The sequence below is a fragment of the Myxacorys chilensis genome (genome assembly GCF_059505265.1).
The window spans coordinates 25,996-42,794 of sequence record NZ_JCACKG010000159.1 but is presented as its reverse complement, the minus strand read 5'-3'; the positions used below and the strand labels follow the sequence as shown (position 1 = coordinate 42,794).

Sequence of the window (16,799 nt, the reverse complement as noted above, 5' to 3'; positions counted from 1 at the left end):
TCACACTTTACAGATTCAATACTGTAAGTATTGTTCCAGACAAAGCTAGGAGCATCACCCGAGTCGTTCTGATAAATTGGCAAATCATGCTGTCGGTTAGCGCCCAAATTTTATCAGCTTTCAACGGCGTTACGCTGAGGAGGAGCCGATGTTGTACCTAAGCTTTGCAAGTAAAGACCGCCGACAGTTAGCAAAAATAGAACGTATGCGATCGCTTCGACGAAATACAGATGATCCACATATCCAAACAGCGTGTGCAAAATAATGCCGGGAAATTGTTTAGCTGGTAATGCTTGCGACGTGTCCCAGACTAAACTTCCTAAGACGCAGGACTGCTGTGTGGCGGCAACGCAAACCGAAGCAAACCGCGAATCAAGCTGAGACAGAATAAACGCACCTTTATCGAAATGGGCAAGTGCTGAGATCACCAATCCTGAAACGATCAGCAGGAGAAACACACCCATCACTTGAAAGAACTGCCGTAAGTTGATTTTGATCCCCAGTTTGAACAACGCGATTCCGATCGCGATCGCGCCAATTAACCCAGCGATCGCGCCAACGACCGGAAGCCAGCCTTGCTGAAACTGAGCCGCAATAAAGACAACCGTTTCAAACCCTTCTCTCAGAACTGCAAAGAAAATAATTCCAAAAATTCCCCAACCTGCGCCACGGTTGACCGCTTTACCAATCTCCTGTTCGACCTCGGATTTGAGAGATTTAGCTTGCTTCGTCATCCAGATCAGCATCCAACTGAGTAGCGCGATCGCAACGACTCCAAACACGCCTTCTAAAATCGGTTTCAAGGCTGGCGCATAAGGTTGATTTGAGCGCTCTAGAAGTTGCAGCGTCCAGACAAACAGCCAACCCACTAAACCACTGGCTAAAATGCCCGTTCCGATGCCACTGTAAACCCAGCCATTCAGATTAGATTTGTTAGATTTATTGAGATATGCCAAGACAATTCCAACGACTAAAGCCGCCTCGACACCCTCCCGCAAAGTAATGATAAACGTGGGAATTGCTGCACTGAAGTCCATCGGCATAATGAGAGCTTTACACTGGAGGTTCAGCTTCTACGATAGGCGAAAAAGGTTTGGCAGATCCCCCGTCCAAACGCTAAATCTTTTTCCGCAATTGCTTAACGCTGATCGAACAACCGCTGCAGTCGCACCTTAGTCGAGACATAGAACGGAAACTGATAGTGTTCTGCCATCAACCACGACACAAACGCAAAATGCAGCCCAAAAGTCAGCCCGAGCCAAACCGTAGGTAGCCAAGACCCAGGGCTGTCGTCAAGCGGTGGAAAAGCGTGAGACGAAAGCCAAATCAGCGAAGGAGGCAAGACCACCAGCGCCACGCTTACTAGCCAGATCACGACCGTTAGATCGACATCAAGCTGATTTGCGGCTTGCCAATTTCGCCCCGTCCACCGCCAAGTCATGGGTTGAGAACTATCTTCAACATGAATAGACTGCTCTCGCAGATTGGCGGTGAAGATGTGACGGCAAAAATTACAGGCAAACGCATCCATCAAGGTCAGAGACTCGATGTGACCGTGGCGGCAAATCGGACAAATGTAAGTTTCTTGAAAGGTGAGAGCGCGTCGATCTTCTAGCCTTGGCTTTGCCAAACCCTTCGGAGCTTCGCGGAGCGGATCGTGAGAACCAGAAGCGTGTTTAGAATGCGGCATAATTGATTCCTTCATGGGAAGGATTTTCTTCAACTCTAGGCTTCCTTCAATCTAAACGATCGAGTTTGCCGATTGGTTTCACTCTCCAAAATGATTCATCTCTTAATAAAAAGAGACATCTAACATTAGATGTCTCTGGAGGTTCAAACCAACCCTGTTGTGACGTTATTTGATGTTGAGTCACGAATGTTGTTCAATGGCTGCGCTTACGCACCCAACGTTTTCAGCACTTCTTGACCATTTTGCTGAAGAATCACGGTAGGCTGTCCGTTTTTGCTCATGGTGATGCGCTTCAGCAGAACTTTCCCATTGGCAAGGTAGTCTCCAGACTGCACATATCGCGCTGAAGCGTCGGGTTCTTGCACGATCGCTGTCAACTTACCGCCCACTTGCAGCACACCAGTAATTGCTACGGTGTCGGCTAAGTTTGTAAGGGTTGGGGGTGCTGCTTGAAACGTTTCGGCTGGGGGAGGCGCTACGGGTAAAGAAGGAAGAACCGTAATAGGCGCAGGGACAGGTAGAATCGCCGTTTGCACAGGTTGCGAACTTAGCGCCGTTGGTTTGACTTGTACTCTTGGCAATGGCATCGACTGGCTAAAGCTGAGCTTGGCGCTGGCCTGTGATTTACTGGCTTGTGGCTTAGTAGCAGCAGGCTGAGGGGTAGTTGCTGCAAACTGAGCCGCCACCGTTGGGCTCGCTCTTAAGTCACCCGGCGGTAATGCTGCAAACGGATCACGGTCGGGCGTGTCAGGCTGAGAGGAATTTGTTGCAACCTCAGTTAATCGCGTTGATCCGTTCGTAACTTGAATCATGCCTGCGATCGGGATGGGAGAGAGAGGAGGATTGGCGGCAGGAACAGTAGGCTGGGAAAAAGTCTGAGGTGCTGGTAAAGGTGCCTTTGCTTGGTTGGCGACATTATTGCTACGGCAGCTTGACAGTACTAATGCTGCTAAAGCTAGACCAGTCACTAATTTTAGGGTTTTCATACTGACTTTTTACTCACACGGGGTTCATTTCTCTCAGGATGTTTTCTATTCTTCCCAACGCAAGTTTTATTCCAACAGTTTTATTTCAATAGAGAAGATTTACGGAGAATTCATTCGCTGGCTTTTCTAGAATGGAGAGATGAACCGAGCAACGCACCCTATTTCTAAAGATCTTGTTCTGGTTGGTGGTGGGCACAGCCACGCGATCGCGCTTCGCATGTTTGCCATGCATCCTCTACCCGGAGTCCGAATAACGCTGATTAGCGACGCTTCAGATACGCCGTATTCGGGCATGTTGCCAGGACATGTAGCCGGATTTTACTCGTATGAGGAATGTCATATTAATCTGCGATCGCTTTGTCAAATAGCTCAGGTTAATTTCATCCGCGATCGCGTTATCGGATTAGATCTGATCCATGATCGCGTGCAATGTGCTAATCATCCTGCGATCGCATTTGATGTTGTATCGATTGATACTGGCAGCACACCAAAATTACCGTCAGCGTTTCCGGACTCTAAACACCACGTAGCCGCAAAACCAATTGCAACGTTTCTAAAGTGGTGGTATCGGTTAAGTGAAAATGTTCCACCGAATCTGAGCCTTGGCATTGTTGGTGGTGGAACTGGTGGCGTTGAACTTGCGTTGAATATGCAACATCGATTGCGTGATCTGCGTTGTCAACCCGAATCGGATGATTTCACAATTCATTTATTTCAGCGTAGCCAAACGCTAATGCCAAAGCATAATGCGTGGGTGCAACGGCATTTCGAGCAACTTTTGCGTGGTTCTTCGGAGCTTAATAGAGCCAATCGCGGGATTCAACTCCATTTAGGAGAAACGGTTCAGGAAATTGAGAATGATGCGATCGTATGTGAATCGGGACTAATGGTTCCATGTGATGAAACCGTTTGGGTGACGCAAGCAACGGCTCCAAAGTGGCTAGCAGAATCGGGATTGACCGTTGACTCGGATGGATTCGTTCTAGTTAATGACACCTTACAATCGGTCTCCCATTCCCAAGTTTTTGCGGCGGGAGATGTTGCCACAATGGTGAACTATTCTCGACCAAAAGCGGGTGTGTTTGCAGTGCGTCAGGGAAAGCCGCTATTCCGAAATCTCCAACATGCTCTGCTGGCAAAACCATTGAAGCCCTATCGACCGCAGAAAAACTATCTCAGTTTGATTGGAACTGGCGACCAGTCAGCCGTTGCATCTTATGGGCAGTTGGGATTTCAGGCGGGCTGGTTGTGGACAGTCAAAGATCGTATTGATCGAGCGTTTATGAATCGCTTTACTGAGTTAGAAGCGACAATGGCAACATCAATGACAACACCTAGGACGAAGGAGACGAATCGCACTCGCGCTATTGTGGAGCAAATGCGCTGTCTAGGCTGTGGTGCAAAAGTCGGTAGTAGCATCTTAGAACGAGTTTTACAACGCATTGGAGATGAATTACCCAATCCTCAACGCAATGATATTTTGATTGGACTTGATGATCCTGATGATGCGGCTGTGATGCAAATTCCATCGGGAACAGCAATGGTGCAAACAATCGATTACTTTCCCGCGTTAGTGAGCGATCCATTTTTATTTGGGCAAATTAGCACGAATCATAGTTTGAGTGATCTGTTTGCGATGGGTGCAACACCACAGAGCGCTCTTGCGATCGCAACCCTCCCCTACGCAACCGAAGTCAAACAAGAAGAAATGCTCTATCAACTCCTTTCAGGAGCCGTTAAAACCTTGCAGCGATCGCAGGCTGTTTTGATTGGCGGGCACACTGTTGAAGGCGAAAAACTCGCGTTTGGCTTAACTTGTAATGGAGTCGCAGATCCAGATCGATTGCTGCGAAAAACCGGAATGCAAGCCGGACAAGTTCTAATTCTGACCAAACCTCTGGGCACCGGAACCCTGTTTGCTGCCGAGATGCGCCAAAAAGCAAAAGCAGGATGGATCGATGGTGCGATCGCATCGATGCTCCTGTCCAATCAAGACGCGGCGGACTGCTTTCTCAAGCATGGCGCAACCGCTTGCACCGATATTACGGGATTTGGGCTATTGGGACATTTGCTTGAAATGGTACGCGCTTCAAAGGTTGCGGTCACGCTGTCTTTAGAAGCACTTTCCTTTCTGGAAGGGGCGCAAGCTTGTGTTGAGCAAGAAATTTTCAGTTCTCTTTACCCGCAGAATATCCGAGCGAGTCAATGGATCGAAGACCTTTCTGCTGTCCGCTCTCACCCAGCCTTCCCACTCCTGTTTGATCCGCAAACCTCAGGTGGATTGCTTGCTGCTGTGCCATCGGCTCATGCCAATCCCTGTCTATCGTCTCTTAAAGCCGCAGGATACGTTCACAGCACTATCATCGGATCTGTCCGTTCTCACTACGATGGTCTAGAACCCGTTACGATCGCACAATAGTTAAGTGGCGATTACACCGTATCTTCATGTCGCAAAGCTACTCTGTTGATGATTTTCTAAATCGTTCTACCCTGCTTCTAGACACTCGAAGCCCAGGAGAATATGAACAAGGACGAATTCCGGGTGCAACCAGTTTTCCGCTCTTTTCTGACGCAGAACGGGCGCAAGTCGGCACGTGTTACAAACAGCAAGGACAAGAAGACGCGATCGAACTGGGGTTAGAACTAGTTGCGCCGAAGATGGTGGAATTTGTTAGAACCGCAAAGCAGCTTGCCCCAATTCGGCAAGTACGGTTGCACTGTTGGCGTGGTGGAATGCGAAGCAGCAGCATGGCATGGCTTTTAGAAACCGCAGGCTTTGATGTGACACGCCTGAAAGGAGGCTACAAATCCTTTCGGGAATGGGTGCGATCGACACTTTCTACACCTCGACTCATTCTCACGCTTGGTGGCATGACCGGAACAGGCAAAACTCAGATGCTGTATGCCTTGGCTGAGCAAGGAGAACAAATTTTAGATTTAGAAGCATTAGCCAATCATCGCGGCAGCAGTTACGGAGCGTTAGGACTGCCCGATCAGCCAACCACCGAGCAGTTTGAGAATGCGATCGCGATGCAGTGGATGAAATTTGATCCGGCTCGCCCGGTGTGGATTGAAGCGGAAAGTCGGCGGGTTGGTATGTGTCGTGTACCGGATGAACTGTTTACGCAAATGATGCGATCGCCCGTTGTGAGAATGGTGCGATCGCGGCAAGAACGAATTAATTTACTGTTGGATGTATACGGTTCTGCCAATCCTGAAGAGTTGATCGTGGCAACCGCACGCATTAGTAAAAAGTTAGGAGGACAACACACGAAACAAGCGACTGAGTATATCCGTCAAGGAAATTTAGCGCCTGCAATCAACATCGTATTAAATTACTACGACAAAACTTACTTATATGATCTGCAACGCCGAAATACAATCATTCAATCAGTTGATGTGACAGAATTACCTCTTCACGTTGCAGCAAAACAACTGATTGATAAATCGAGACAGATAGTTAAAGAGCAATCAGTTCAAGAGCCAATTATTTTGCACTAAAGCAAACAAAATATTAAAGGAAATCTTCAATGCTATTATCTATTTCTGATACTCATTTCAAAATTGATTTAGATCTTTGGGAACGAATTTGGGCGTTTTATTTCAACGCAGATTTACATATTCCCTTGGCTCACATCGTTCGGGCATCAACCGAGGAGCCATCCAGCGATTGGCGAGAAGTTCGGATGCCGGGAACTACCATTCCGGGCGTGATTAAGGCCGGAACTTATTACACGTCGCGGGGAAAAGAATTTTGGTATGTGACTCGCGGCAGCAATTATCTAACGTTGGAATTGAGGGACGAGTTCTATCAAAAAATTGTCTTAACGATCGAACAAAACCAAACGTGGGCAGATCAGATCAATCAGCGTCTCGCAGTCTAATGCCTAATTCTAAGAATTCCGTTTGTTCATCTGGGCTTCTTACAAAAACGTTAATTCGGGTTAAGCCATCAGTGCCAAAGCCACGCTCCAACCCGCCCTAGCTTCTCGACCCGTCCCCTCTCATTTCCTTTAGCGAGGGGGTGTCGGGGGACGGCTTCCGTCTCCTGACGGGCGGGGGCGCGGGGGAAAGTCCCCCGAATTGTGGCAGCGCCACCCAACCCGCTCTAACACATCTCGTCTTATCCCGAATTCACGTTACAAAAGGCAAATGTTAGGCGGAAGATTGAATGGCTCACTCAATCTTCCGCCTAAACATTCGGGATTAGCGTAACTCGCGGTTCCTACGGAGTTGCGCTAATCGCGTCTCGCTCTCGGCTCTCAGATACCGCGTGCAGACGTTGGTTCTTCAAATACTCCTCCAGTTGTGCTTCGATCTGCGATCGCACCTCCTGGCGATATTCCAGAAAATGCTCGTTTAACGCACACACTGAAAGGTAATGCTCGAACACACCCGGATTACGTTTGAGAATGCTAAACAAGTGATGCCAAAATATCCAACGTGTTTCTCGCGCCACACCTTGTCGCCAGCACACCGTTAGGAAAGCTCGTAGGACTTTCCAGGTAACTTTTCTGAGCTTAGATTTATGCCGGGGTGCGCCGAGCTTCAAGAAATGGCGGTAGGTACGATTGAGGTAGTTGCTCGGATCATAAAGCTGCCAGAATCCGCGCACATATTCGCGGGTGACTTCCTCTAACGGGCGAGTCGGCACAAAGTTCATTAACGTAGTTTGGTTGATGTTGGCAACATCTTCCATCAGGCGTCCTTCTCGCTTCAGCCGATGCCACAGTGCTGTGTCAGGCAGGGCTTGCAGCATACTGAAAATGGCGATTGGGATAGTCGTCTGTTCAACAAATCGCACGATGCGATCGCCCGCTCCCGGCGCTTCATTGTCAAACCCAATGATGAATCCTGCCATCACGCGCAGTCCGGTAGACGCGATCGCATCGACAGCATCACTAAGCGAGTTACGTGTATTTTGATGTTTGTTGGTGAGCGTGAGACTCGCTTCATCAGGCGTTTCAATGCCTAAGAAGACGCCATTGAAGTTGCACTCAACCATCAAATCCATTAATTCTTGATCGTTGGCTAAATCGACCGACGCTTCTGTACTGAGGTGGAACGGATACTCATGCTCCGCCATCCACACTTTCAGCTCTTTGAGAAATAACTTAACGTTGCGCTTGTTGCCAATAAAGTTGTCATCCACCATAAAAATGCTGCGTCGCCAGCCCAGTTGGTAGAGCGCCTCTAATTCGGCTAGAAGTTGCTCCGGGCTCTTAGTGCGTGGCTTGCGCCCGTACAGCACAATAATGTCGCAGAACTCGCACTGGAAGGGGCAGCCCCTAGAGAACTGCACCGACATATTATCGTAAAGCTCCAAGCTCAGCAGGTCAAAGCGGGGAATTGGCGTGATCGTCACATCCGGGCGATCGCCGTTAGGAGCACGAAAGACGCCTTGCGATTCGCCTCGCTGGACTGCCTCAACAAATATCGGGAGTGTAATCTCGCCTTCATCCAAAATGAGATAATCGGCTCCAGCAGCTTCTGCTTCCTGAGGGAGGGCGGTTGCATAAGGTCCACCGACTGCGACTGGCTTACCCCGTCGTCTCGCTTCCCGAATTTGAGCGAGAAAATCTTCTTTTTGCACAATCATGGCGGACAAAATCACGAGATCTGCCCAATCCCAATCTGCATCGCTCAGCGTGTTCACGTTGCGATCGACGAGTTTAAATTCCCACTCCTGAGGCAAAATAGCCGCAACTGTAATCAGCCCTAAAGGAGGCAGCATTGCCTTGCGATCGACCAGTTGTAGCGCTTTCTCAAATGACCAAAAGCTTTGTGGAAAAATCGGATAAATCAGCAGAACTCGCATTCTATAAACGCCCTCACAACAGTGATAATTACGGGAATCAAAGTTTACCCAAGCTTAGCGTGTTATAGCATGTTTTATTTTAATTACAGGTTGGAAGGTTAAATCTTGCGAATAGATGTAATGTTTTTTGAATAGCTTCAGACACAAAGGGGCAATACCTAAACGGCTTCTTGTACGTATTTAGGAATATCTTCGTTTAAAGCTGATGACGTTACAGGTTCTGTTTGCGGTTCCTTCATTGTGCTTTGCGATGCTGGTTCTTCTACTGTTTCCGATGTTTCAGTTTCAGATATTTCTGATTCACTCACAAGCGTTGATACAGGCGTTAAGACATTGATGTTAGAGTTCCACCATTCGTTTTGTAATTTCTCAATCGCCAATTCTTTTTGCTTCGCTTCGACTTCGATCCAACATGGCGCAGAGCGGTAGCAGCTTGGCATCACGGTAATGTAGTCGCTGTGTTTCTGATCAGCAAACGACTCTGCCCCATTGGAAATATGCACCAGTTGCCAGTCGGGAATTTGCCATGTTGCTCGGGCTGCGTTAAAGGCAGATGCTACACTTGGATCTTCGTAGCTCTCCGCTTGTTCGTGAATCACATGATGGTGCGCGTCAAACACCATTGGAACTCCGGTAGCATGACAAATTTCTAAAATATCGGTTGCGCCATAGGTGTACTCGTCATTCTCGAAGGTGAGCCGGAGTCGCACATTATCTGGTAAGTCTCGTACAACTTGTACCAATCGCTCGGCGCGATCGCCCTTGCCGCCATGAATATTCATCAGTGCCCACGGCGATCGCGGCAACCCCAGAAAATCGAAAGTGCGCGCGTAGGTGGATAGCACCTTGATACTGTTTTCAATCACCTCTGGGCGATCAGAATTGAGGACGATAAATTGCTCAGGGTGCAGCACCAATCGAATGCCGAGTCTTCTAGCTTGGTCTCCGATCAAACTCATGCCGTCGGCAAATTCTGTCAAAATTTCTGATCCGCTCGCGTCATCTGCAAACGGAAATAAGCCCGAACCAAGCCGATATAGCCCAATCCCATTTGCGGCGCAAAAATCGAGCGCAATGCCCAGTCGCCTTAGGTTCTCAGCATACAAATCTCGCAATATTCTCTCTTGCTCAGCCGTCTCGAACTGCAACAATCGCTTGCGCGTCACGGTTTTAAATCGAACCGTTTTGGACGCTGAAATACAGACCAGGCCCAGTGGATAATTTGTAGTTTGCAATTCGTGATTTGTAATTAAGTTTGTGGCTAAAGAATTACTCATAAACCGAGGCTCATAAACCGATATGACTAAATTTAGTGGCTTCAAATTCCAGGTAGGATAAGCCATGCGATCGCACTTTGTTTAAGACGCGATCGCATGGCTCACATTGAGAATTCACAAGAGGTTGGCGATTTAAAGCGCCTATTCATTCAATGACTTTTTAGTGCTAGCTCTTTAACCTTGACTCTTTAATTTTTGAGTGGGTCATGCCCCCAGTTTTTTAGGGAGTAGCGCCAGCGCGAATGCTCAATCTCGCTAGAAGGGCGCTGTGCCGAATGGCGATGAATATAGCTAATGACTCGTCGAACCTGCCCATAATCCTCTTCTGTGTAGTCCGCCTCTTTCTTGTGCAGCAAGTTGACGATCTGACGCCCAGATTCATGACCAGTAGATTCGTCACCCTCATGCTTTTTCATGCCAACTGACTTTGACTCTTCGGTGTCTAGCCAGGACTGAAGTTCTTTAGCCGACATGTTGACTGCCGCCTTAAACTCCTTGAGAGAAGTTTTGTTCTCTGCTTCGGTGTGATGTGCCATACCTACTTGTCCTTTTTCTTCAAAGACTCTGGCTTGTGAATCGCGTCTTTACCAGATTTATCGCTCTTCACCTTGTATTCAGGATCGTCTTTGGATGCATCAAAATGATGACCTTTGAAATCAGTCGGCTTCGTAATTTTTTCTTCGATTACGCCTTCGGTTTTGCCACCGGAAGTGTTCCATTCAACGTGATCGCCTTTCTTTAGATTATCTGTCATTTTCCTTACTCTGTATGCTTCTGCCCCAGCATAGGCACACGATCCCAAAGCAACCTCTATCTTTTGATAGTCTACAATTTTCACAACCAATTTATATTCACTTACCTATCTTTCGGTAGTTGAATACGCGTTACGTCTTCTCTATTTTTGCTGTTAGTAATTTCAGATTTAAAGAAGTTTTGCTATGACTCATGATTATGATCTATTCGTCATTGGGGCAGGTCCAGGTGGATTGTCTGCGGCGAAACGAGCCGCGAAATATGGCGCGAAGGTCGCGATCGCTGAGTCGAGTCAACTCGGCGGAACATGTTCTAATTTGGGCTGCATTCCCAAGAAACTAATGGTCTACGCTGCCGATTTTCCTAAGCTCGTGGAGGCTTATAAAGGCTATGGATGGACAATGCCGAGCGAGCCGCAATTTGATTGGAAACAGTTTGTTGCAGCGCGAGATCAGGAACTCGATCGCATCCGTCAAAGCCAAGCGCGATCGCTAGCAGATGCAGGAATTGAGGTAATCCACGGGCAAGCTAAATTTGTCGATACGCAGAGGCTAGAGATCAACGGTGGCGATCGCAAAATTACAGCCGATAAAATTCTAATTGCCGTAGGCGGGAAGTCTTCTAAACCAGACTTGCCAGGAATTGAGCATGCCGTTACCTCGGATCAGATGTTCCAGTTGACCGAACTTCCGAAACGGATGGCAGTCATGGGAGGCGGTTACATCGGAGTTGAATTTTCTAGCATGATGCAAGGACTTGGAGTTGAGGTTTTTTTGATCGAAAGAGGACCTTGTATTCTCTCTGGGTTTGATGATTTCGTTTGCACTACCGTCCGTGATCGCTTGCAGGAGCGCGGAATTTCGATTTATTGCAACACGACGGTCAAGGCAATTGAGAAAACCGGAACGGAAATTTCTGTTCAGCTACAAGGTGAGCAGACCGAGACACTCACGGTAGATTTAGTACTGTGCGCGATTGGGCGTTCTCCAAATTTAGACGGGCTAGGATTAGAACAAATCGGCGTTGAGGTTGAAGGGAAAGCGATCGCAGTAGATTCGTCGAGCCTCACCAGCGTACCCAACATCTACGCAGTGGGCGATTGCACGAATCGAATGCAACTCACTCCGGTGGCAAAAGCTGAAGGAAAGGTGTTTGCAGAGCTTGTGTTTGGCATCCGATCGTGTGGTGTGGACTATGGTAGTGTTCCTTCTGCGGTCTGCTCTCGCCCTGAAGCCGCTTCTGTGGGATTGACAGAAGCGCAAGCGAGAGAAAATAGCAATCCTTCGGAGCTTAACAGACCCGATCAGATCAGTTGTCATGAGACTGAATTTAAGCCACTCTTTCATCGTTTAAGTGGACAGTCTGCTAAGAGCATCATTAAGCTTGTGGTGAATGACGAAGACGATCGGGTGTTGGGAATTCACATGGTTGGTGATGAAGCGGCTGAAATTCTGCAGGGCTTTGCACTCGCATTCCAAAAAGGTGTGACTAAAAAAGAACTTGATGACGCGATCGGCATTCATCCCTCTTCAGCAGAAGAATTCTTCGTTGTAGATTAATTTGTGGACTAATTTGTAGAATCCGCCATCACTTGTTGGCAACTTCAGACTGCTTAAACTGCTCTCCTACAAAGGTTAGGGAATCTGATAAGTGAGTTTGCCAGTATTTCCAAGTGTGTTCACCTGAAAATGTTTTCAATTGATTTTCTACTCCCAGTTCGGTTAAAACTTGATGAAACTGTTGATTCTGGCTCAAGTACGTTGGATCAGAATTTCCGGTATCCAAGTAAATGCGAAACTGTTTTAGCTCTTGTGGCGGCAGCGTTCTCACAAACTCAATGGGGCTGTTCTCAATTCCGCTTTTATCTGTGAAGTATCCACTGTGGCTAAACACAATTGAAAAGCGATCGCGTCGATGTAAAGCAATATTCATCGCGCCCCATCCACCAGACGACAGCCCACCAATCGCCCAAAACTTCTGATCATCTAGCGTTCGATAGCGCTGCTTCACGGTTTCGACCAGTTCATCCGCGATCGCGCTGATCACGTTGCCGTTTTGCCCGTCTATATAGGCCGGATCCCAATATGGGCTTGATCCTCGTAGATCATTGCCATCGGGCGTAATGATGATGCTAGGCGGCAGTGTTCCTGTCGTATAGAGCTGTTTGAGAGTTGCGATCGCTTTGCCAAACACAAACCACGTTTTAGGTTCTCCGTGCCCTCCATGTAGCAAAAAGATCACCGGATAACATTGGTCGGGATGTTGCTCATACCCCGGTGGCAGCACAACGCCATACTTCCGGTCTTCACCCAATGCTGAGCTAGAATAAGTTTGCATCTGATAGTTCAGCGAACCTAGTTGATTAGCAGGTATAGGTTTGGACGCGCTAAATGAGCAAGTTGGTTGCGGGGTTGATATCTCCTGAGGCAACCAAGCTTGCGTAGTTTTTCCGCAACTGGTTAGGACTATGAGCGAGAGAAGACTGAGAAGAGATGCAGGCTGAGACTTCATGAGTAAGCTTAGAGCGACTCCGCACCTATCATATGCCGATCCGCCTCAAGGTGTTCATTAAAACCCTACGTGTCGTAAAAATAGACTAGGTTTGAAATGTAGCTTCGTTTTCGTAGCTATGATTGTCAGTAATTCCATTCAAACATGAGGTCAATATGGTGAAAAAACTATTAGGAAAACCGATTTTGGGTCTGATGGGTCTTGGAGTCATAGTCAGTGCCGTTGCGGCTGATCGCGCAACCTTACCTGCGATCGCCCAACCTGCCACGGTGGTCACTCCTGCTCCTGAATCGCAATTTGTTCCCAAAGCCCGGATTCAACTAAACAGCGATCGCACCAACATTACGCTGATTAACAATACCTATGCCACGATCGCGTATCAAGCTGTGGGAGACACGCAGCCCAGAACTCTACAAGGACGAACCCGCGTCACGCTAAAAGGTCTTCGAGCGCCTGTAACGCTCACGCTCGACCGACAAGACGCCGGATTGCTGCTCGTTACGCCTACACCCTCGGCTACGTCTCCAGAAACATTAGAGGTGTTGTTGAATACGACAACAGATTTAAGCGCTGACGCAACTACGCTCAGAGTCGAGCAAACAGGCTTAGTATTCTTATATTGATTCTCCACCGCATCGATAGATGGGGAATTCTACAACGTTGTTAAAAAACTAGGAGGTGTGACGTTCACACCTCCTAATCTATTTATAGCTTCAGTGTTAGTTAGGTTTCAGCGTTCGTTATGAGATCGAGTTACTCACGTCTGAAAGCGATTTTGCAAGTTGCTGAAGCTTAGAAGCGTCACTTCCAGTTGCAGAGCCAGCAGCAGTTTCGGCTTGAGAACTCAGATCGACCAAGAGTTGTCTCACTCCAGATACTCCACTTCCTCCGCCAGTCAATGCCAGCTTCAGTTGACCGAGGGTTTCTGCGATCGCGGTTCCGTGTAGCTGCTGTTGCCACGCTTCAATTGTACTCACCGCCGCTTCTGGAGGAATTGAGGTTAAGCCGCCTTGCAGCGTTGCGATCGTGGAATCAACATTTACATTTTGAGTTGTGTCTGCCATAACTGAATTCCCATTAATTTGCAATCGACAACTCGCCATCAAATTGCTTGTAAAAGCTAGATCATAGCTATTGTCAGTTGTGATCTAACTCTAGTGTTTCTTGCAATTGACGTTATATCGTCAGTCTCTAGAATGAAACGTATTACTCTTATTATTTCTAAACATTAGGCTCCGAGATTAAACTCCGAAGTCTCTAGAATGAAACGCGTTGCTCTTATCATTTCTAAACATTAAGCTCCAGCTTAAACTCACCCGTTCGGGTACTGTCAGTTCGTTCTTCTCTAACCTATGGTGGAACTGTTCGAGCAGTTGCTAGTTAGCGACTAGGGAAAAGGTTTCGATGCCTAACAAATCAGACGAACCCCTAGCCGCTAACTCTTTCTTGATCATCCTATCTCGACAAGCTATTTGAAGACCGCTTTGATCCCCTTCTTTCCAGTGTGAGGGGAATTACCGTAGTAGCGATCGCGGTTGTAGTAGCTGCCAGATTCATTTTTAGAAGTAATGCCATTAGCAACAATTCCCAACACGTGAGAAGACGCTTGCGAGAATAGCGATGTCATCGTGTGAATAGCATCTGAGTTAACCACTCCTGGACGAATTACTAATAATACGCCATCGGCTAATTTACCCAAGGTTAAACCATCTGCCGTCAGCGCGATCGGGGGTGTATCAATGATGATGAAGTCATACTCATCCCGGATTTCTTCTAAGGTATCTGCGATTTGCTTAGAGTTCAAAAGTGCCATTGGGTTAGGTGGAATCGTACCTGCGGTTAACACATCCAAGTTGACCAACACTTCCTGAGCGCTTGTCTGACTATTTGCCTGACCCACTAGTATATCGCTGAGTCCTTTTAGATTGGTCAGATTCCAGATATGATGCTGCGTCGGACGCCGCATATCCGCATCAATCAGTAAGACTCGTTTCCCCATCTGCGCTGTTGCCACTGCTAGATTTGCTGCAACAAATGATTTCCCTTCTGTAGGCAATGCGCTTGTCACCGTAATCATTTTCAACGATTTGTCTGTTAGCGTAAACCCTAGCGTTGTCTCTAGCATTTCAAACGCTGCACTCGCGGGAGAATGAGGATTATCTCGCACGGGTAAAACTGACGAATCAATTTCTTTATTCGGTTTCTGTTCTAGTTGAGGAATTGTTCCTAGTAACGGATAGTCTAAGAACCGTTTTGCCTCTTCGACGGTCTTCACAGACTTATCGATCGCTTCTAGCAAGAGTGCGGCCATAAACCCTAGCATCACGCCTACAAAACCACCCAGCAGCAGATTGAGCAAGATGCGAGGCGCAACAGGTTTGTCAGGAACAGACGCGGCTGAGACAATCCGAGCATTGCCGACATTCTGATTTTCAATCACCTGCACTTCTTGCAGGCGTTTAAGCAACTGCTCGTAGGTCGACCGCGCTACTTCTACTTGGCGCTGCAATTCTCCCTGCTGCTGCTCTAGCCGAGGCAATTGGTCGGCTCGTTTTTGATCCGTTGCTAAAGCGGTCGTTAACACCGAAACGCGATCGCGCAGTCCTTGCCGCTCAGCTTGAACTTTCAGTAAGTCTGAGGTGAGCGTTTGCCTTAGCGCTCCCAATTCCAGGTTTTGATCGGGTACAGCTTCGGGCGTTCCTAACGTTTGAGCGATTCGGGTGTTGAGTTGCGATCGCAGTGCCTCCTCTTTGGCTCTCAAGTTCACAATTTCAGGATGACTGGGGGTGTAGCGAGTCCGTTCCACCGCTAATTTATCTTGAACTTGTCGGTACTCTAACAGCACCCGCTGCACCGAATTCGACTGGCTCAATGCCGTTAGAGCCGTTGCTTGAGAGGCAGTAAAGCCCAATTGACCTTGCAGCAGAATTGATCGCGAGTTCGCGTCTGCAAATTCGGCTTTTGCCTTGGTAATCTCATCTGAAATCTCTTTCAATCCTTCTACTGCGACCTTTGCCTCTTCTCCTAGGGCGACGACTCGGTTTTGCTCTTTAAAGCGCCGCAGCAACAATTCAGTTTGTGAAACTCTCGCCTCGACTTCGGGCAGTTGTTTTGTAATGAATTCTCGTGCGGCAGTGGCTTCAGCCCGATTGTTGCGGATGTTGTTCTCTAAATACGTCTGAACGAGAAAATTAACCACGTCAGCCGCTTCTTTGGCATCAGTGCTGCGATAAGAAATTCCGAGAATATCGGTTCCACGAACGCTTTTTACTTTCAGTTTTTTGAGAAACTCCTCGATCGAAAGCGGTTCTCCCTGGCGATCGTTGAGGCGCAGTTCTGCGATCGCTTTTCTAGCAAGCGGCTGCGATCGAATGACTTCTGCTTCGGTATCAAGTGGATTACTTAACTGGGTTAAGCCGCTCAGTTCACCGGCTTTCTCGCTGAGGCTCGTTAGCGATGACACTCGGCTTGTTTTATTAAACAGGAGCTTTCCCTCGCCTTCGTAAGTCGGCTTTTGCAGCAGCGTAAAAGCCGTTGTTAACGCAAACACAGACCCCATTAACAGAGAGGCAGGCAGCCATCGTCGCCTTAGGATCTGCCAGTACTGTTGAACATTCACCGAATCTTGGTCAGCGCGAGTCGATTGCATGGCAAGCTCAGTCACGATAGAGAGGATACTTAGTTTCCCCATGACTGTGCTTTAACAGGCTTTACTGAGCATCCGTGTAACTTCTGAAGTGATTTTAGCTGACTCAGTAGAATTA

15 protein-coding genes are annotated in these 16,799 nt (G+C 47.8%); 5 read left to right on the top strand and 10 right to left on the bottom strand.

From position 1 onward, the window contains the following. Positions 1–113: 113 nt before the first annotated feature. From AC5JLB_RS12590 to AC5JLB_RS12580, 3 genes are all read right to left on the bottom strand, one after another. Positions 114–1,043: an FTR1 family iron permease gene (locus AC5JLB_RS12590; protein ID WP_495874173.1), complete on the bottom strand. Its 930-nt coding sequence runs from the start codon at positions 1,041–1,043 to the stop codon at positions 114–116. 95 nt (positions 1,044–1,138) lie between these two features. Continuing rightward, entirely contained in the window at positions 1,139–1,690 is a 552-nt protein-coding gene (locus AC5JLB_RS12585) for a hypothetical protein (RefSeq protein ID WP_495874172.1), read from the bottom strand. A 206-nt stretch (positions 1,691–1,896) separates the two neighbouring features. After that, on the bottom strand, positions 1,897–2,676 hold the full coding sequence (locus AC5JLB_RS12580; protein ID WP_495874171.1) for a hypothetical protein: 780 nt from the start codon (positions 2,674–2,676) through the stop codon (positions 1,897–1,899). A 139-nt stretch (positions 2,677–2,815) separates the two neighbouring features. On the opposite strand from AC5JLB_RS12580, the gene selD reads away from it, so the two are divergent. Genes selD through AC5JLB_RS12565 form a run of 3 tightly spaced genes read left to right on the top strand, consistent with a single transcriptional unit; the run spans position 2,816 to position 6,560 of the window. After that, positions 2,816–5,095: a selenide, water dikinase SelD gene (selD, locus tag AC5JLB_RS12575; protein WP_495874170.1), complete on the top strand. Its 2,280-nt coding sequence runs from the start codon at positions 2,816–2,818 to the stop codon at positions 5,093–5,095. Between the two features lie 26 nt (positions 5,096–5,121). Further along, positions 5,122–6,177, top strand: coding sequence for a tRNA 2-selenouridine(34) synthase MnmH (mnmH, locus tag AC5JLB_RS12570; protein WP_495874169.1), 1,056 nt, complete (start codon positions 5,122–5,124; stop codon positions 6,175–6,177). Between the two features lie 29 nt (positions 6,178–6,206). Further along, positions 6,207–6,560: a hypothetical protein gene (locus AC5JLB_RS12565; protein WP_495874168.1), complete on the top strand. Its 354-nt coding sequence runs from the start codon at positions 6,207–6,209 to the stop codon at positions 6,558–6,560. Positions 6,561–6,901: 341 nt separating this feature from the next. Here AC5JLB_RS12565 and AC5JLB_RS12560 read toward each other — a convergent pair whose 3' ends face one another. The 4 genes from AC5JLB_RS12560 to AC5JLB_RS12545 all read right to left on the bottom strand — a co-directional run bounded on the left by AC5JLB_RS12560 (position 6,902) and on the right by AC5JLB_RS12545 (position 10,609). After that, positions 6,902–8,494, bottom strand: a complete 1,593-nt coding sequence (locus AC5JLB_RS12560; RefSeq protein ID WP_495874167.1) for a B12-binding domain-containing radical SAM protein — start codon at positions 8,492–8,494, stop codon at positions 6,902–6,904. Between the two features lie 158 nt (positions 8,495–8,652). Continuing rightward, on the bottom strand, positions 8,653–9,771 hold the full coding sequence (gene uvsE, locus AC5JLB_RS12555) for a UV DNA damage repair endonuclease UvsE (RefSeq protein ID WP_495874166.1): 1,119 nt from the start codon (positions 9,769–9,771) through the stop codon (positions 8,653–8,655). Positions 9,772–9,959: 188 nt separating this feature from the next. Then, on the bottom strand, positions 9,960–10,307 hold the full coding sequence (locus tag AC5JLB_RS12550; RefSeq protein WP_495874165.1) for a DUF3140 domain-containing protein: 348 nt from the start codon (positions 10,305–10,307) through the stop codon (positions 9,960–9,962). Positions 10,308–10,309: 2 nt separating this feature from the next. After that, on the bottom strand, positions 10,310–10,609 hold the full coding sequence (locus AC5JLB_RS12545) for a hypervirulence associated TUDOR domain-containing protein (protein WP_495874164.1): 300 nt from the start codon (positions 10,607–10,609) through the stop codon (positions 10,310–10,312). Positions 10,610–10,709: 100 nt separating this feature from the next. On the opposite strand from AC5JLB_RS12545, the gene gorA reads away from it, so the two are divergent. Beyond that, a complete protein-coding gene (gene gorA / locus AC5JLB_RS12540; RefSeq protein WP_495874163.1) occupies positions 10,710–12,083 on the top strand; it encodes a glutathione-disulfide reductase in 1,374 nt (457 codons plus the stop codon). Between the two features lie 28 nt (positions 12,084–12,111). Here the strand turns inward: gorA and AC5JLB_RS12535 are convergent, their stop codons facing one another. Further along, positions 12,112–12,861: an alpha/beta hydrolase gene (locus tag AC5JLB_RS12535; RefSeq protein WP_495874162.1), complete on the bottom strand. Its 750-nt coding sequence runs from the start codon at positions 12,859–12,861 to the stop codon at positions 12,112–12,114. A gap of 329 nt (positions 12,862–13,190) precedes the next feature. On the opposite strand from AC5JLB_RS12535, the gene AC5JLB_RS12530 reads away from it, so the two are divergent. Beyond that, positions 13,191–13,658 carry a hypothetical protein gene (locus AC5JLB_RS12530; protein ID WP_495874161.1) on the top strand — a complete coding sequence of 156 codons (468 nt, stop codon included), beginning with the start codon at positions 13,191–13,193 and terminating at the stop codon, positions 13,656–13,658. Between the two features lie 117 nt (positions 13,659–13,775). On the opposite strand, the gene AC5JLB_RS12525 is transcribed toward AC5JLB_RS12530, so the two are convergent. Continuing rightward, complete coding sequence (locus AC5JLB_RS12525; RefSeq protein ID WP_495874160.1) at positions 13,776–14,099, bottom strand: hypothetical protein; 324 nt, start codon at positions 14,097–14,099, stop codon at positions 13,776–13,778. 404 nt (positions 14,100–14,503) lie between these two features. Then, positions 14,504–16,726, bottom strand: a complete 2,223-nt coding sequence (locus AC5JLB_RS12520) for a GumC family protein (protein ID WP_495874159.1) — start codon at positions 16,724–16,726, stop codon at positions 14,504–14,506. Between the last annotated feature and the right edge of the window lie 73 nt (positions 16,727–16,799).

Bases quoted from the DNA above. Each gene is read 5' to 3' on its own strand.
- AC5JLB_RS12590 (WP_495874173.1), bottom strand. From the start codon at position 1,043: ATGCCGATGGACTTCAGTGCAGCAATTCCCACGTTTATCATTACTTTG.
- AC5JLB_RS12585 (WP_495874172.1), bottom strand. From the start codon at position 1,690: ATGCCGCATTCTAAACACGCTTCTGGTTCTCACGATCCGCTCCGCGAA.
- AC5JLB_RS12580 (WP_495874171.1), bottom strand. From the start codon at position 2,676: ATGAAAACCCTAAAATTAGTGACTGGTCTAGCTTTAGCAGCATTAGTA.
- selD (WP_495874170.1), top strand. From the start codon at position 2,816: ATGAACCGAGCAACGCACCCTATTTCTAAAGATCTTGTTCTGGTTGGT.
- mnmH (WP_495874169.1), top strand. From the start codon at position 5,122: ATGTCGCAAAGCTACTCTGTTGATGATTTTCTAAATCGTTCTACCCTG.
- AC5JLB_RS12565 (WP_495874168.1), top strand. From the start codon at position 6,207: ATGCTATTATCTATTTCTGATACTCATTTCAAAATTGATTTAGATCTT.
- AC5JLB_RS12560 (WP_495874167.1), bottom strand. From the start codon at position 8,494: ATGCGAGTTCTGCTGATTTATCCGATTTTTCCACAAAGCTTTTGGTCA.
- uvsE (WP_495874166.1), bottom strand. From the start codon at position 9,771: ATGAGTAATTCTTTAGCCACAAACTTAATTACAAATCACGAATTGCAA.
- AC5JLB_RS12550 (WP_495874165.1), bottom strand. From the start codon at position 10,307: ATGGCACATCACACCGAAGCAGAGAACAAAACTTCTCTCAAGGAGTTT.
- gorA (WP_495874163.1), top strand. From the start codon at position 10,710: ATGACTCATGATTATGATCTATTCGTCATTGGGGCAGGTCCAGGTGGA.
- AC5JLB_RS12535 (WP_495874162.1), bottom strand. From the start codon at position 12,861: ATGCAAACTTATTCTAGCTCAGCATTGGGTGAAGACCGGAAGTATGGC.
- AC5JLB_RS12530 (WP_495874161.1), top strand. From the start codon at position 13,191: ATGGTGAAAAAACTATTAGGAAAACCGATTTTGGGTCTGATGGGTCTT.
- AC5JLB_RS12525 (WP_495874160.1), bottom strand. From the start codon at position 14,099: ATGGCAGACACAACTCAAAATGTAAATGTTGATTCCACGATCGCAACG.
- AC5JLB_RS12520 (WP_495874159.1), bottom strand. From the start codon at position 16,726: ATGGGGAAACTAAGTATCCTCTCTATCGTGACTGAGCTTGCCATGCAA.